Origin of the sequence: Streptomyces sp. NBC_00443, from assembly GCF_036014175.1 — a bacterium.
Lineage (GTDB): Bacteria > Actinomycetota > Actinomycetes > Streptomycetales > Streptomycetaceae > Streptomyces.
On sequence record NZ_CP107917.1, the window covers coordinates 3,101,584 to 3,117,491 of the forward strand.

Below are 15,908 nucleotides of genomic sequence, written 5' to 3' on the forward strand. Positions count from 1 at the left end.
GACTCGGTCGTCACATCATCGGTCGTCACATCAGAAGAGTGTGCCCTCTTCGGGCCCCTCCAGCTCCTTCAGCAGCTCCGGGCCGTTGTTGCGGACGTTGCTGACCAGCGTGGAGACGGGGTAGGCGCGCATCAGCCCGGTGGGCGGCGGGTCGAGCAGCGTCCGCAGCTCCTCCGGGTCCTTGCGGGCCGGGTCGAGCCAGGCGTCCCAGCGGTCCGGCGTCAGCATCAGGGGCATCCGGGGGTGGATGTCGGCCAGCGCGGCCGGTCCCTCCGCAGGGGCCACCGCCAGCGGGGTCGTCTCCGCCTCCGTCGTGATCACGGAGCAGGTCACCCACCAGGCCAGCGGGTGCTCGTCCGGCAGCGTCCTGTCCCGCCAGAACTCGTACAGCCCGGCCATCGCGAACACCGAGCCGTCGGCGGGCAGCACGAAGTACGGCTGCTTGCGCGGGCGTTTCCGCTTTCCCTCGACCTCCAGGTCCCGCTCCTGCGTGCCGGTGACCCACTCGTAGTAGCCGTCGGCGGGGATGATGCAGCGCCGGGAGCTGAAGGCCCGCCGGTACGACGGCTTCTCGTGCACCGTCTCCGCGCGGGCGTTGATCATCTTGAAGGCGCTCTCGGGGGTCTTGGACCAGCTGGGCACCAGGCCCCACTTGAGCTTGCGCAGCTGCCGAACCGGCCGGGGGTCGTCCGCGTCTTTCAAGGGACGGTCGAGGACGACGTGAACTTCTTTCGTCGGAGCCACGTTGTAATCCGCATCAAGGGTCTCCTCGGGCTCCCACTTCTCGATCTCAAAGATTCCTGCGAGATCCTCGGCCCCACGACTAGCCGCATACCGTCCGCACATACGTGCAACACTGCCAGGCCCGCCCGTCACCCGACCACCACCCCTCGCCCACAGGGAGCCACCGCCTTACATGGACAGCACCGCATCCGCCTCGCTCGCCTCCCTCTGGGACGAGGTCTCCGGTAGTCAGCCCGACCCCGACCTGTGGGTGGTGGTCGCCGCCCTGGTGGTCGCGCTCGCCGTCGTCGTCCCGCACCCGCTGTGGCGTCTCTCACGCAACGCCATCACCATCGCCCACGAGGGCGGCCACGGCCTGATCGCGCTGCTGACCGGCCGGACGCTGACCGGCATACGCCTGCACTCCGACACCAGCGGCCTCACCGTCAGCCGCGGCAAGCCGCACGGCATCGGCATGATCCTCACCGCGGCCGCGGGCTACACGGCTCCCCCGCTGCTGGGCCTCGGCGGCGCCGCCCTGCTGGGCGCGGGCCGGATCACCCTCCTGCTGTGGGTGGCGACGGCCCTGCTGGTGGCGATGCTGGTGATGATCCGGAACGCGTACGGGGCACTGACGGTGTTCGTGACCGGCGGCACCTTCGTCCTGGTGTCCTGGCTGACCGGACCTCAGGTACAGGCGGCGTTCGCGTACGTGGTGGTGTGGTTCCTGCTGGTGGGCGGGGTGAGGCCGGCGTTCGAGCTGCAGGCGAAGAGGTCGCGGGGAGGGGCGGGCGACTCGGACGCGGACCAGCTGTCGCGCTTGACGCATGTGCCCGCGTGGTTGTGGTTGTTCCTGTTCCACGCGGTGTCGTTGTGCTCGCTGATAGGCGGCGGTCGCTGGCTGCTCGGGGTGTGACGGCCGGCCTCAAGCGGCGCGGGCCGTCCCGCTGTGCGCTCCGCCGCATGGCGCGACCAGCCCCAACGGCGCCGCACCCGAACAACGGCCTGTGCAACCCCCTCCTTATAAAGTGAACCCATGGCCCAAAACCCCGCCGCCCACACCGCCCTATGGCCCGCCCCGCACGCAAGCGGAGCCGTCGACGCGACGGTCCACGTGCCGGGGTCCAAGTCGGTCACCAACCGCGCCCTCGTCCTCGCCGCCCTGGCGAGCGAGCCCGGCTGGCTGCGCCGCCCCCTGCGTTCCCGCGACACCCTGCTGATGGCCGGCGCGCTGCGGGCGATGGGCGTCGGTATCGAGGAGGGCGTGGGCCCCGAGGGCACCGGCGAGGCCTGGCGGGTGCTCCCCGCGGGCCTGCGGGGCCCGGCCACGGTCGACGTCGGCAACGCCGGCACGGTGATGCGCTTCCTGCCGCCGGTCGCCGCGCTGGCCGACGGCCCCATCCGCTTCGACGGCGACCCCAGGTCGTACGAGCGTCCCCTGAACGGCGTGATCGACGCCCTGCGCGTCCTCGGTGCCCGGATCGACGACGACGGGCGGGGCGCGCTGCCGCTCACGGTCCATGGCGGGGGTGCGCTGGAGGGCGGCCCGGTGGAGATCGACGCCTCGTCGTCGTCCCAGTTCGTCTCGGCGCTCCTGCTCTCCGGCCCGCGATTCAACCAGGGCGTGGAGCTCCGGCACACCGGCTCCTCCCTCCCCTCCATGCCGCACATCCGCATGACCGTCGACATGCTGCGCGCGGTCGGCGCCCAGGTCGACACCCCGGAGTCGGGCGGCGAGCCGAACGTCTGGCGGGTCACGCCGGGCGCCCTGCTCGGCCGTGACCTGACCATCGAGCCGGATCTGTCCAACGCCCAGCCGTTCCTGGCGGCGGCGCTGGTGACCGGCGGCAAGGTCCTCGTCCCGGACTGGCCGACCCGGACCACCCAGCCCGGTGACCGGCTGCGCGAGATCTTCACCGAGATGGGCGGCTCCTGTGAACTCAACGAGTACGGGCTCGTGTTCACCGGTTCGGGTGCCGTCCACGGCATCGACGTGGACCTGAGCGAGGTCGGCGAGCTCACGCCGGGCATCGCCGCGGTCGCGGCCCTCGCGGACTCCCCGTCCACACTGCGCGGCGTGGCGCACCTGCGGCTGCACGAGACGGACCGCCTGGCCGCGCTGACCAAGGAGATCAACGAACTCGGCGGCGACGTCACCGAGACCGCCGACGGTCTGCACATCCGCCCGCGCCGTCTGCACGGCGGGGTCTTCCACACGTACGAGGACCACCGCATGGCGACGGCCGGCGCGATCATCGGCCTCGCGGTCGAGGGCGTACGGATCGAGAACGTGGCGACGACGGCGAAGACCCTCCCGGACTTCCCCGGACTGTGGACCGGGATGCTCGGGGCCTAGGGGACACCGCCATGCGCCGCTACGGCAAGCACACCGACGAGGACGACATCCGCACCCGTCCCGGCCGTCGGAACACCCGGCCCCGTTCGAACATCCGCCCCAAGCACGAGGACGCCGCCGAGGGCATGGTCCTCACCGTCGACCGGGGCCGTCTGACGGTCCTCGTGGACGACCGGATCGTGATGGCCATGAAAGCCCGCGAACTGGGCCGCAAGGCCGCGGTCGTCGGCGACCGGGTGGCACTGGTCGGCGATCTGTCCGGCAAGAAGGACACGCTCGCGCGGATCGTGCGGATCGAGGACCGGACGTCGGTGCTGCGACGGCCGGCCGACGACGACGATCCCTTCGAGCGCGTGGTCGTGGCCAACGCCGACCAACTCGCCATCGTCACCGCCCTCGCCGACCCCGAGCCGCGGCCGCGGCTGATCGACCGCTGTCTGGTGGCGGCGTTCGACGGCGGCCTGGAGCCGTTGCTGGTGATGACGAAGTCGGACCTGGCCCCACCGGCCAAGCTCCTTGAGCTGTACGGCGACCTGGACATCCCGTACGTGGTCACCAGCCGCGACGAGTTGGAGAACGGCGGTGCGGCGGACCGCGTACGGGAGCAACTGGGCGGCAGGGTCACGGCGTTCGTGGGCCACTCGGGTGTCGGCAAGACGACCCTGGTGAACGCGCTGGTGCCGGAGGAACGGCGGCGCTCCACAGGTCTTGTGAACGCGGTGACGGGCCGGGGCCGGCACACGACGACGTCCGCGCTGGCGCTGCCGCTGGCGGAGGTGGACGGCTGGGTGATCGACACCCCCGGCGTCCGCTCCTTCGGCCTGGCGCATGTCGACCCGTCCCGGGTGATCCACGCGTTCCCCGATCTGGAACCGGGAACCGAGGGCTGCCCGCGTGCGTGCAGTCATGATGAACCGGACTGTGCGCTGGACGACTGGGTGGCGCAGGGGCACGCCGATCCGGCACGGCTGTACTCGCTGCGGCGGCTGCTGGCGTCGCGCGAACCCACGGAAGGTGACTGAGAGGCCGACGGAGGAAGGCGACTGACCTCCGCGTTGTTTGTCTCCCTGTAGGGCTGGTAAGGGCATAATCGCACCGAGCCGGATCCAAGCCTGACCAAAGCCTGACGAACCTGACGAAGCGGTCACAGAACGTGGGGATACGGGAGGACAGCACATGGCGTGGCTGCTGGTCATCGTGGCGGGGCTGCTCGAAACCGGGTTCGCCGTCTGCCTGAAGCTGTCGCACGGCTTCAGCCGCCTGTGGCCGACGGTCGCGTTCTGCATCTTCGCCCTCGGCAGTTTCGGGCTGCTGACGCTGGCATTGAGGAAGCTGGACGTGGGGCCGGCGTATGCGGTGTGGACGGGGATCGGCGCGGCGGGCACGGCGATCTACGGGATGATCTTCCTCGGTGACATCGTGTCGACGTTGAAGATCGTGTCGATCAGCCTCGTGATCGTGGGCGTGGTCGGCCTGCAGCTGTCGGGTTCGGCGCAGTGAGCCCCATCCCCTGCTGCGGTCAGTTCGCCAACTGCCGGTGCAGCGCGCTGCGTACGAGGTCGGCGACGCCGCCCTCGCCGGGTGGCGCGGCGACGCAGGACAGGGCCAGCCTGCCGACGAGTTCGCAGGAGCGGGCGAGGTCGGCCGCGTCGGTCTTGTTGACGCCGGGTCCGGTCAGGACCGCCACGGCCCGGTCGCGCACCAGGCCCACGAAGTCGCCGGGTGACGGGAGCGGCCCGTCGGCCCGCCGCTGAGCCGGTACAGCGGAGGAGGACGGGACCGCGGACAGGGTCGGCGAGGGCAGCCGGTCGCTCCAGCAGCCGGTGAGCATGGCGCGGACGAGGACGTTGTCGCGGGCGAGTCCGGCGGTCCACTCCGCGGTGGCGGTGAGCCGGTCGCGGGCGTCGCCGGCGGTGGCGAGGGCGCGCTCGACGCCGGCGAGGTACCCGTCCGCCTCTCGCCTCACGAGTGCGCGGGCCAGGCCTTCCTTGCTCCCGAACTCGTTGTACAGCGTCTGCCGGGACACGCCGGCCGCGGCGGCCACGTCCACCATCCGCACGGCAGACCACGGCCTGCGCGCCAGCGCCGTGTAAGCGGCGTCCAGCAGGGATTCCCGCGCTGCAGGCATCATCGCCTCCCTGGGACGAGCGGCTCTGCGCCCAGATTTGACGCGCGCAGCGGCACTGTCAAGGGTTCGCGAGTGCACGCGGGGGCGCCAGTCGGTCGGGGTGCGCGGGCTCCCGTCGGGTCCCGGGTGCCGGGGAACTTGATCCACGGGCCCTGTAGCCCCACCCCGACCACGACAGATAGCGTTCGTTCCATGCCGGACTACCTCGACGATCTCCGCCTCGCCCACGTCCTCGCGGACGCCGCCGACGCCGCGACCATGGACCGCTTCAAGGCACTCGACCTCAAGGTCGAGACCAAGCCGGACATGACCCCGGTGAGCGAGGCCGACAAGGCCGCCGAGGACCTCATCCGCGGGCAGCTCCAGCGCGCCCGCCCGAGAGACGCGGTCCTCGGAGAGGAGTACGGCATCGAGGGCACCGGCCCCCGCCGCTGGGTGATCGACCCGATCGACGGCACCAAGAACTACGTACGCGGCGTCCCGGTCTGGGCCACCCTCATCTCCCTGACCGAGGCCTCGGAAGGCGGCTACCAGCCGGTCGTGGGCCTCGTCTCCGCCCCCGCCCTCGGCCGCCGCTGGTGGGCAGCCAAGGGACACGGCGCGTTCACGGGCCGCAGTCTGTCCTCCGCCTCCCGCCTGCGCGTCTCCCGCGTCTCGAAGCTGACGGACGCCTCGTTCGCGTACTCCTCACTCAGCGGCTGGGAGGAGCAGGGACGCCTCGACGGCTTCCTCGACCTCACGCGCGAGGTGTGGCGCACGCGCGCGTACGGCGACTTCTGGCCGTACATGATGGTCGCCGAGGGCTCGGTGGACCTGTGCGCCGAGCCCGAGCTGTCCCTGTGGGACATGGCCGCCACCGCGATCGTCGTGACGGAGGCGGGCGGCACCTTCACCGGCCTCGACGGCCGCCCCGGCCCCCACAGCGGCAACGCGGCCGCGTCGAACGGCCTGCTGCACGACGAGCTCCTCGGTTACCTCAACGAACGCTACTGAGCGCCCCCTTGTTGACCCCCTCTTTACCTGTCACTCTGAGAGTCCCCCCACTTGTGAATTTGTGAAACAATGAACAAACGGTGCGGGGGCACTTCAGGAGGTGGCTCCATCCATGCTCGTACGTGACGCCATGAGCACCGTGGTCCTCACCATCGGCCCCACCCACACCCTTCGCCAGGCCGCCGCGCTGATGTCCGCTCGTCGGATCGGCGCGGCCGTGGTCCACGACCCCGACGCCGGCGGCATCGGCATCCTCACCGAACGCGACATCCTCAACTCCGTCGGCCTCGGGCAGAACCCGGACGCCGAGCGCGCCCACGACCACACCACCAACAACGTCGTGTTCGCGGCCCCGTCATGGACCCTGGAGGAGGCGGCCCGCGCCATGGCGCACGGCGGCTTCCGGCATCTGATCGTCCTGGACCACGAAGAACCCGTGGGCATCGTCTCGGTCCGCGACATCATCCGCTGCTGGGCACCCGTACGGCAGCACGTGCCCGCCTAGAGCGCCGGATGGGCCGGACCCCCCAGGGAGCCCGGCCCACTGGCCGCCCACGGTCTTAGACTTTGTCCAGATCAAGCTACGCTCCAAAGTCACACCCATTCGGAATCTGGTCCTCCTGCTGTTAAGGTGTTCTGCATGAGTGACCTTCTGGAACGGCTGCGCGGACGCGGATGGCGGATGACCGCGCAGCGGCGTGTCGTGGCCGAGGTGCTCGCCGGCGATCACGTCCACCTGACGGCCGACGAGGTGCACGCCCGGGCCGTCGCCAAGCTGCCCGAGATCTCCAGGGCGACCGTCTACAACACGCTGGGCGAGCTGGTCACCCTCGGTGAGGTGCTCGAGGTCTCCACCGACAAGCGCGCGAAGCGGTACGACCCGAACGCCCACCGGCCCCACCACCACCTGGTCTGCGCCCAGTGCGGCTCCATCCGGGACGTCCACCCGACGGGCAACCCGATGGCCGACCTCCCGGACTCCGAGCGCTTCGGCTTCACGGTCTCGGACGTCGAGGTGACGTACCGCGGCCTCTGCCCGAACTGCGCGAAGGCCTAGCGGCCACCCCCTGAGCCCCGGCACCCGTCCAGTGCCGGGGCTTTGTGCTGCCCTACCGCGGGCGGGGTTCCAGAATCTGACGACCCGTCATATGGTCAACGACACCCACACGTCCGTTCCGCACTCCGCGAGGAGACAGAAGTGGGAGAGCCATACCCCAAACTCAGAGCGAACGACCTGACACGCACCTTCGGCCGAACCCCCCACACCGTCGACGCCCTCGGCCCCCTCGATCTGACCGTCGCCCCCGGCGAGTTCGTCTGTGTCGTCGGCCCCTCCGGCTGCGGCAAGTCGACGCTGCTGCGCATCGCCGCCGGCCTGCTCCGCCCGAGCACGGGCACCCTGGAGATCCGTACGTCCAGCAGCCGCCCGGCCGCCATGATCTTCCAGGACTACGGCATATACGACTGGAAGACCATCCGCGCGAACGTCCGCTTCGGCCTGGACATCCACCGCCTCCCACGCCGCGAGGCGCACGCCCGTGCCGACGACTGGCTGGCCCGCATGGGCCTGTCGGACTTCGCGGCCGCCTACCCGGCCACCCTCTCCGGCGGCATGCGCCAACGCGTGGCGATCGCGCGGGCGCTGGCTGTGGAGCCCGAACTGCTGCTGATGGACGAGCCGTTCGCGGCGCTCGACGCCCAGCTCCGCACCATCCTCCAGGACGAACTCCTGGACATCACCCAGTCGCTGCGGACCACCACGCTCTTCATCACCCACAGCCTGGAGGAGGCGATCGTCCTCGGCGACCGGGTCCTGGTCATGTCGGCCCGCCCGGGCCGGATCATCGCCGAGCACCGCCCGCCGTTCGCACGCCCGCGCACCGGCAGCATCCGCGCCACCCCCGAGTTCACGGCGCTGAAGAGCGAGCTGTGGGACCTGCTGCGCAAGGAGGCGGTACCGGCATGACGACACTCGCGAAGCCGCCCGCCGAGGCGGTCCTGGTCCGTCGCCCTGGCCCGCAGGAACTGCACCCCGCCCGCACCCACCGCCGCAGGCGCGCACTGGAGCTGTCGCTGGCGCTCGCCGTCCCCCTCTTCCTCCTCCTGCTGTGGCAACTGGCCGCGGCCCAGGCCTGGATCGACGACCGCGTCTACCCGGCCCCCTCGACGATCCTCGCCGACGGCTGGGACCGGGCGGCGGCCGGCGATCTGTGGCCGGACGTATGGGCGACCCTGAAGCGCGTCCTCGCGGGCTACGCGGTCGGCACGGCGGCGGGCTACGCCCTGGGCCTGCTGATGGGTTCCCTGTCTCTGATACGAGCGGCCCTGGAACCGCTCCTGGACGCCCTGTACGTCGTACCGAAGCTGGCCCTGCTCCCGATCTTCCTGAACATGTTCGGCCTGGGCGAGGGCCCGCAGGTGGCCCTGGTCGCGGCCACGGTGTTCTTCTTCGTCTGGATCTCCACCATGTCCGCCGTCATGTCCATCCCCAGCGGCCACCGGGACGCGGGCCAGGTCTTCGGCGCCTCGCGGTGGCAGATGTTCCGCCACGTCCTGCTGCCCGCCTCCCTCCCCGCCGTGCTGGTGGGCGCGCGTATCGCGGCGGGCGTGGCGGTCCTGGTCATCGTCGCGTCGGAGCAGATCGCCGCGACGAACGGCCTGGGCCATCTGATCTTCGATTCACGCGCCCTGTTCCAGAACGACGTGATGTTCGTCGGCATCGTCTGCGTCGCGATCCTCGGAGTTCTCTTCTCCGAACTGATCCGCTTCGCCGGCCGCCTGCTCACCCCCTGGGCACCGAGGGACCGCGGAAGGGGTCAGTCATGAAGCGGAGAACCACGCAACGATACGGCGCTGTCATGGCCGCCGCGGCACTGCTGGCGTCGGCGGCCTGCTCGTCCCCGTACGAGTCGGGCTCCTCCTCGGACGCGGGCGCCGGACAACGCACCATCCGCCCCGTGGAGGGCTGCGGCGAGAAATCCTGGACGGACCCGAAGGACCTCTCCCCGGCCCGAACCCCGGCCCGCTGCCTGCCTGGCGCCCCTCCCGCACAGCCCGTGCCCGAGCCCCGCAAACTGACGATCGCGACCGGGACGCTGAGCGCCGAGTACGTCGCTCCCCTGCAAGTCGCGCTCGACAAGGGCGAGTTCAAGAAGGAGGGCCTGGACGTCACGCTGAAGGTCCTGCCGACCCCGGACGCGCTCCCGCTGCTGGCCAAGGGGGACATCGACGCCCTGTGGGCGGCCCCGGAGGCAGCAGTCATGAACGGCGTCAAGGGCGGCTTCGACATCAAGTGGGTCGCCGGGAACTTCTCCCCCGACCCGAAGTCGAAGAGCGGCCTGTGGGTGCGCTTGAAGGAGGGCGAGAGCGCACGCCGCGTCGCGATGGCAGGCCGCAAGCTGGGCACGATGATCGGCAAGGGCTCGGTCATCGCATACCCCATGGAGAAGGCCCTGGAGCAGCACGGCGGCGGCCTCGCCGACATCCAGTACCAGCAACTGGGCTCGGCCGACGTCCTCACGGCCCTGCAGAACGGCGGCGTCGACTCGGCCTGGCTCCTGGACCCGGTCTGGCGCAAGGTCGACGGCGACCAGGGCTACGCCTTCCTGGGCGGTCAGCCACTGGGCGAGCCCCTGGGCGGCATGCTGTACGGCCGCACGCTGCTGCAGGACGACGTGGACGCGGGAGTCGCCATGATCCGGGCCTACATCCGCACGGTGAACACCTACTTCGCGTCGGACTACAAGCAGGATGCGACCTTCGTCACATACCTCGCCAAAATCCTGAAGTCGGACGAGCCCATCCTGCGATCGACCCCACCACTGCGCATGGACTGGGAAATCCGCGCCGATACGACGACCCGCCTGCAGTCGGCGTACAAGGCACAGGAAGTGGCCGAGGGAGACACCCTCCCGGAGTCCCGGACGGTGAACCGCGCCCTGTACGAGGAGGCGGTGGGCCACGCACCCTGACACGCCCCGGGATACACCAAGGGCCGGGACCCTTTCGGATCCCGGCCCTTGGCCTTCAGTAGCGGGGACAGGATTTGAACCTGCGACCTCTGGGTTATGAGCCCAGCGAGCTACCGAGCTGCTCCACCCCGCGTCGGTGAACTGAACATTACGTCAAGCATGCGGACAGAGGCAAATCGCTTGTCGAGGGGCTGCCGGCGGAGGGCTGGAGGCCCGGCATTCAGCCCGTCCGGCGTTTGAGGACGAGGCCGCAGGCCGACAGCGGGGGTCTGGGGGCGGCAGCCCCCAGGGACAGGATGGGTCGGGGCGGCGGGGGCGAAACTCCCCGGGGCAGCCCCAACGCCGGGCTCTCAATAAGGAACCCCGCTCCAGCCAAGCCGCCCAAGCCCAGCGCAGCGTCACGCAGACAACTCCTCCCGCAGAGCGTCCCGCAACCGACCCGCCCGCTCCGCTACCTCCCGCGGCCCCAGCGTCACGGCCCGATCTGCCCACCGTTTCCCCTCCGCCAGCTCGCCACGACGCGCGTAGACCAGAGCGAGCCGCAACGCCGACCGCCCGTGCCCGGCGTCGGCCGCCCGCGTCCACCACACCGCCGCCTCGGGCTCGCTCCCCTCCCGGGCCAGCAGCAGCCCCAGATTGAAGGCACCGTTGCGGGACCCGGCTTCCGCGGCAGCCCGGTACCACCGAGCCGCCTCCACCACATCGCCCCGGGCCGCGGCGAGCATCCCCACCCGCACCTGGGCCCGCCGATGCCCCTGGGAGGCCGCCCGCTCGTACCACTCCTCGCACTCGGTCTTCTCGTGCGCCGGCTCCCCCAGCTCATGCTCAGGCTCCGGCGGGCGCCGAGCGTCCAGTACGGTCGCCAGGCGGTACGCGGCCTCCGCACTGCCGCCCCCGGCCGCACAGCGCAGATGGCGCTCGGCGGCGAGCTCGTCCCCGTCCCGCAGCCGCGCGATGCCGACCTGCAGCGCCGCCTCGGTGTGGCCGGCAGCCGCGGCACGCTCGTACCACCGCAGCGCGGCCCGCTCCTCGCCCCGCCCGGCGTGCAGGATCCCCAGGTTGAACGCGGCGTCCACGCTCCCGGCCTCCGCGGCCTTGGAGAACCACGGCTCGGCGCCCGTCGCGTCCCCGCCCTGCAGCAGCAGGATCGCCAGCGCATTGGCCGCCTCGCGGTGCCCGGCGTACGCCGCACGCCGGTACCACTGCTCGGCCTGCGCCGTACGCCCCTGCTCTGCGCAGAGCAGGGCGAGGTTGTACGCGCCGTTCACGTCGCCCGCGTCCATCGCGGCCCGGTACCACCGCTCGGCGGTCTGCGTCTGGCCACGCTCGGCATGCAGCGCGCCCAGCGCGTTCGCCGCGTTGCCGTCGCCGTCCTGGGCGGCCCGCAGCCACCACACGGCGGCGCTCTCGGTGTCCCCCGCGTCCCGCAGCAGGAACCCGAGCGCGCAGGCTGCCCGCGCCTCCCCGTCCTTGGCGGACGTCAGATACCAGCGCCCGGCCTCCTTGAGCTCCCCGCGCTTCTCGAGGATCGCCCCGAGGTGCAGGGCGGCCCGGCGGTGGCCGCGCGCGGCGGCCTGCCGGTACCACTGCTCGGCCTCCGCCACCAGCGACTCGTCCGGCGCGACACCGTTGTCGAGTTCGTCCTCCCCCGCCCACACCGCCTGCCGGTCGAGCGCGCGCGCCAGCCGGTACGCCGCCTCCCGGTGCCCGCGCTCCGCCGCGGCCCGCATCCACTGCTCGGCCGCGCCGTCGCTGCGGTGCTCCAGCAGATCGGCGAGCGCGTAGGCGCCCAGCGCGTGTCCCTGTTCGGCGGACTGCCGCAGCCAGTACTCGGCGGCGGGCTCGTCGCCCCGCTCGCGGTGATGGCGTCCCAGCGCATGCGCGGCCGCGGCCGACCCGGCGACGGCGGCGATGCGCCACCAACCGGCGGCCTCGTCGGCGTACCCGCGCTGGTGAAGAAGTACTCCCAGGTTGTTGGCCGCGGCCCGGTCTCCGGCCGCGGTGGCGGCACGCAGATGAGCCTCGGCTCCGTCGAGATCACCGCGGCGCAGCAGCATGGCCCCGAGGACGCTCATCGCCTCGACGTCCCCGCCCTCGGCGGCAAGTCGCTGCCGCGCCTCCTCGGCGGCGTCCCCGGTCTCGTCCTGGTCCGCCGGCCGGTCGAGCGCGAACTCGCCGTCCGTCTGTGTGAGGTCACTCACCTGCTGCGAGAGGCCGCCCATCGGCTGCGAGGCACCGTCCGTGGACCGCACGAAATCGCCCGTCGGCTGCACAAAGTCGGCAGGCTGCACAAACCGCCCTGTCTCCAACAGAGTTGCCTTGTCCCCCATAACGTCCATCGTCGCACCACCTGCAACCTGGGTACACCTGGTATACCGCAGCCAGTGAGGTCACTTCAGCGTTTTGTCGACATGCCCACAGAGAGACAAGTCAAACACAGTTCCCCCAACTCCCCGAGGCGGCGCGGCCATCCAACCGTGCGGCACATGCGTTCGCACACGACGAAGGCCCGGATCCTCTGGAGGATCCGGGCCTTCGCGGTCGTACGAAATAGTCGCCGACTTCAGTAGCGGGGACAGGATTTGAACCTGCGACCTCTGGGTTATGAGCCCAGCGAGCTACCGAGCTGCTCCACCCCGCGCCGTTGTTCTGCAACCCTATCACGGCGCGAGGTGGGCTATTCGCTCAGCCGTCGTCCCTAAGTGCCGCTGGGACTACTGCTCGGCTTCGGACTGGAACTCGGGCTCGCACTGCCGCCCCCGCCGGAACCGCCGGTCCTGTCGGCCTGCGCCTGTGCGTCCTCGGCCCGCTTGAGCGCGTCCTCGAGGTCCTTCTGCGCCCTGCCGTACGCCTCCCAGTCGTTCTTCTTGAGAGCTTCCTGGCCGGCCTCGAAGGCATCCTGGGCGTCGTTCAGCGCCTCCTGGACCGTCGGGTTGGTGGACGTCGGCGGAGGCGTCGTACCGCCCGGCTCGTCACCCTCGTCCGGTGGCTCGGTGGTCGGGCCCTCCGCTCCGAAGACCTTGTTGAGGGCCTCGCCGAGCGTGTCCTCGAAGGCGGTGGTGCCGCCGTAGGACACCAACACCTTCCGCAGCAGCGGGTACTTGAGTCCGCCACCGCGCACATAGACCGGCTCCACATAGAGCAGTCCGCCGTCGAGCGGGACCGCCAGCAGGTTGCCGTACTCGACTTCCGAGTCGCCGCCTCTCAGCAGCCTGATCGTCTCGGCGATGTTCTGCTCGGAGTTGAACTGGCTCTGGACCTGACTGGGCCCGTTGACCGTGGTGTTGGTCGGCAGTTTCAGAATTCTGATCTTGCCGTAGTCACTGGTGCCCGCCTCGGCGTCGACCGCCATGAAGGCACTGAGGTTGTCCCGGCCGTTCGGCGTCAAGGTCGTCGTCAGCGAGAACGCCTGTGCCTTCTGGTCGGGCATCTTCATGCTCAGGTAGTACGGCGGCACCGCGCTGCCCGACTTGTTGGTCGGGTCGTCCGGCACCTGCCAGACCTCGCTGCCGCTGAGGAACGTCGTGGCGTCCTTCACGTGGTAGCGGGTGAGCAGCTCGCGCTGGACCTTGAACAGGTCCTGCGGGTAGCGCAGATGGTCCATCAGCGGCTTCGAGATCTCGCTCTTCGGCTTCACCGTGTCCGGGAACGCCTTCATCCAGGTCTTCAGGACCGGGTCCTTGGTGTCCCACTGGAAGAGCTTGACCTCGCCGGTGTAGGCGTCGACCGTCGCCTTCACCGAGTTGCGGATGTAGTTGACCTGGTTCTGCTGGGCCACCACCGCACGCTGGTTGTTGCTCGCCGTCAGCGAGTCGGCCGTCGTGTCACCGAGCGTCGTACGCGAGGAGTACGGGTAGCCGTTCGTCGTCGTGTACGCGTCGACGATCCACTGGATACGGCCGTCCACAACCGCCGGATAGGCGTCACCGTCGATGGTCAGCCACGGGGCGACCGCCTCGACGCGCTCCTTGGGCGTGCGGTTGTACAGGATGCGCGAACCGTCGCCGATCGCACCGGAGTACAGGATCTGCGGCTCTCCGAACGCCACCGCGTACGCGGCCCGGTTGACCGGGTTGGAGAGACTGACCCCGCTGTCGGCCTTGTAGCTGTAGGTCTTCTCACCGCTGTCGTCGGAGTAGTCGATCTCCTTCTGGGGACCGCCGACGATCGAGTACATGGTGGTCTTCTCGCCGTAGTAGACCCGCTGCTCGTACGTCCCGAGGTCACCCTTGGACGGCAGGTCGGACTCGGTGAAGTCCGGTCGGCCCTGGGAGTCGGCGTTGGTGCCCTCGGCGGCGACCACGCCATAGCCGTGGGTGTAACGGAAGTGGTCGTTGATCCAGTTGCGCTTCGGGATGCCGTTGAGATTGATCTCGCGCAGACCGATGACCGTGTCCTGGTCCTTGCCGTCCTTGGCGTACCGGTCGACGTCCAGGTTGGTCGGGAACGCGTAGTAGTTCCTGATCTGCTGGAGCTGCTGGAACGTGGGCGAGACGATGTTCGGGTCCAGGATGCGGATGCTCGCCGTGGCGTCGACGTCGTCGCGCAGCTTGGTCTTGTCCTCGGTCTTGCTCGTACCCGGGTACTCGGTGACCTTGGTGCCGTCGATGCCGTACGCGTCGCGCGTCGCCTTGAGGTTCTTCTCGACGTACGGCGCTTCCTTGGCCTGCTCGTTGGGCTGGACCTGGAACTTCTGGACGATCGCCGGGTACAGGCCGCCGATGAGGATCGCCGAGAGCACCATCAGGCCGAAGCCGATGACGGGCAGCTGCCAGGTGCGCCGCCACAGCGTGGCGAAGAACAGCAGCGCGCAGATGACGGCGATGCAGAACAGGATCGTCTTGGCCGGCAGATAGGCGTTGGCGTCGACGTACCTGAGGCCGGTCCAGTTGTCGGTCGCCTTGAAGTCACTGGACTTCACCGCGAGCCCGTACCGGTCGAGCCAGTACGCGACGGCCTTCAGGGCGACGAAGATGCCGATGAGGACCGACAGATGGCCGGTGGCCGCGGCCGTGGCACGCGCGCCCGGGCTGGTGATGCGCAGCCCGCCGTACAGGTAGTGGGTGAGCGCGGCGGCGATCACGGAGAGGATCGCGGCGGCGAAGCCGAAGCCGAGCAGGAACCGGTACCAGGGCAGGTCGAAGGCGTAGAAGCCGACGTCGAGGTGGAACTGCGGGTCCTTCTCCCCGAAGGGCACGCCATTGACCCACATCAGCCAGGTCCGCCACTGGCTGGAGGCGGAGGCGCCGGCGATCAGGCCGACCAGCGCGGTGATCGCCAGCAGCAGCCACTTCTTGTAGGGCGCGATGCCCATGCGGTAGCGGTCGAGGCTCTGCTGCTCCATCGACATGGCGCTCAGCGGCGGACGCAGCCGGTGTGCCAGCCAGATGTTGAACCCGACCGCGAGGGCCATCAACAGACCGAAGACGAAGAAGAGTCCGATCTTCGTCCACAGTGTGGTCGTGAACACCGACGAGTAGTTCACCGACCGGTACCAGAGCCAGTCCGTCCAGAAGCCCGCGAACATGGTGAAGGCCATGCTGAGGACGGCGAGGACGCCCAATGTCATGAGCAGCGTCCGGACACGCCGGGACGGGCGGCCCACTCTGATCCGTGGCCCGGTCGGGCCTCCGCCGCGGTCCGGCATCTGGAAAGCCAAGGTTCGCACCCCGAGGTTCGCTGTTGATCCGTCAGGCCCGCGTCTTCGTGGACCCTCCGTGGCCCGCCGTGATCGCGG

The 15,908-nt window shown here is 70.2% G+C and carries 14 protein-coding genes and 2 tRNA genes; 10 read left to right on the forward strand and 6 right to left on the reverse strand.

Annotated features, from left to right (window positions below):
• Positions 1 to 30: 30 nt before the first annotated feature.
• Positions 31 to 846 (reverse strand): SOS response-associated peptidase, encoded by an 816-nt coding sequence (locus OHO27_RS13625; protein WP_328423628.1) that lies wholly within the window; start codon positions 844 to 846, stop codon positions 31 to 33.
• A gap of 70 nt (positions 847 to 916) precedes the next feature.
• Here OHO27_RS13625 and OHO27_RS13630 point away from each other — a divergent pair, with 70 nt between their 5' ends.
• From OHO27_RS13630 to OHO27_RS13645, 4 genes are all read left to right on the forward strand, one after another.
• Positions 917 to 1,639 carry a M50 family metallopeptidase gene (locus OHO27_RS13630; RefSeq protein WP_328423630.1) on the forward strand — a complete coding sequence of 241 codons (723 nt, stop codon included), beginning with the start codon at positions 917 to 919 and terminating at the stop codon, positions 1,637 to 1,639.
• A gap of 120 nt (positions 1,640 to 1,759) precedes the next feature.
• Positions 1,760 to 3,079, forward strand: coding sequence for a 3-phosphoshikimate 1-carboxyvinyltransferase (aroA, locus tag OHO27_RS13635; RefSeq protein ID WP_328423632.1), 1,320 nt, complete (start codon positions 1,760 to 1,762; stop codon positions 3,077 to 3,079).
• An 11-nt stretch (positions 3,080 to 3,090) separates the two neighbouring features.
• The gene (gene rsgA, locus OHO27_RS13640) at positions 3,091 to 4,101 is read left to right on the forward strand and encodes a ribosome small subunit-dependent GTPase A (protein ID WP_328423634.1); all 1,011 of its coding nucleotides are present in this window, start codon (positions 3,091 to 3,093) and stop codon (positions 4,099 to 4,101) included.
• A 154-nt stretch (positions 4,102 to 4,255) separates the two neighbouring features.
• Positions 4,256 to 4,579, forward strand: a complete 324-nt coding sequence (locus OHO27_RS13645) for a DMT family transporter (RefSeq protein WP_328423636.1) — start codon at positions 4,256 to 4,258, stop codon at positions 4,577 to 4,579.
• Positions 4,580 to 4,598: 19 nt separating this feature from the next.
• On the opposite strand, the gene OHO27_RS13650 is transcribed toward OHO27_RS13645, so the two are convergent.
• Positions 4,599 to 5,207, reverse strand: a complete 609-nt coding sequence (locus OHO27_RS13650) for a TetR/AcrR family transcriptional regulator (protein ID WP_328430425.1) — start codon at positions 5,205 to 5,207, stop codon at positions 4,599 to 4,601.
• Positions 5,208 to 5,399: 192 nt separating this feature from the next.
• Between OHO27_RS13650 and hisN the strand changes: the two genes are divergently transcribed.
• From hisN to OHO27_RS13680, 6 genes are all read left to right on the forward strand, one after another.
• Positions 5,400 to 6,200, forward strand: coding sequence for a histidinol-phosphatase (gene hisN, locus OHO27_RS13655; RefSeq protein WP_328423638.1), 801 nt, complete (start codon positions 5,400 to 5,402; stop codon positions 6,198 to 6,200).
• Between the two features lie 112 nt (positions 6,201 to 6,312).
• The gene (locus OHO27_RS13660; protein ID WP_328423640.1) at positions 6,313 to 6,705 is read left to right on the forward strand and encodes a CBS domain-containing protein; all 393 of its coding nucleotides are present in this window, start codon (positions 6,313 to 6,315) and stop codon (positions 6,703 to 6,705) included.
• 135 nt (positions 6,706 to 6,840) lie between these two features.
• Complete coding sequence (locus OHO27_RS13665; protein ID WP_328423642.1) at positions 6,841 to 7,257, forward strand: Fur family transcriptional regulator; 417 nt, start codon at positions 6,841 to 6,843, stop codon at positions 7,255 to 7,257.
• A 141-nt stretch (positions 7,258 to 7,398) separates the two neighbouring features.
• Positions 7,399 to 8,166: an ABC transporter ATP-binding protein gene (locus OHO27_RS13670; RefSeq protein WP_328423644.1), complete on the forward strand. Its 768-nt coding sequence runs from the start codon at positions 7,399 to 7,401 to the stop codon at positions 8,164 to 8,166.
• A complete protein-coding gene (locus OHO27_RS13675; RefSeq protein ID WP_328423646.1) occupies positions 8,163 to 9,026 on the forward strand; it encodes an ABC transporter permease in 864 nt (287 codons plus the stop codon). Before OHO27_RS13670 ends, OHO27_RS13675 begins: the two co-directional genes overlap by 4 nt.
• A 32-nt stretch (positions 9,027 to 9,058) precedes the next feature.
• Entirely contained in the window at positions 9,059 to 10,171 is a 1,113-nt protein-coding gene (locus tag OHO27_RS13680; protein ID WP_443059542.1) for an ABC transporter substrate-binding protein, read from the forward strand.
• A gap of 59 nt (positions 10,172 to 10,230) precedes the next feature.
• Here the strand turns inward: OHO27_RS13680 and OHO27_RS13685 are convergent.
• The 4 genes from OHO27_RS13685 to OHO27_RS13700 form a co-directional block, all read right to left on the reverse strand.
• Positions 10,231 to 10,304, reverse strand: a tRNA-Met gene (locus tag OHO27_RS13685).
• Between the two features lie 265 nt (positions 10,305 to 10,569).
• Positions 10,570 to 12,510 carry a tetratricopeptide repeat protein gene (locus OHO27_RS13690; protein ID WP_328423650.1) on the reverse strand — a complete coding sequence of 647 codons (1,941 nt, stop codon included), beginning with the start codon at positions 12,508 to 12,510 and terminating at the stop codon, positions 10,570 to 10,572.
• Between the two features lie 228 nt (positions 12,511 to 12,738).
• Positions 12,739 to 12,812, reverse strand: a tRNA-Met gene (locus OHO27_RS13695).
• Between the two features lie 57 nt (positions 12,813 to 12,869).
• Complete coding sequence (locus OHO27_RS13700) at positions 12,870 to 15,818, reverse strand: UPF0182 family membrane protein (protein ID WP_328430426.1); 2,949 nt, start codon at positions 15,816 to 15,818, stop codon at positions 12,870 to 12,872.
• Positions 15,819 to 15,908: the final 90 nt, after the last annotated feature.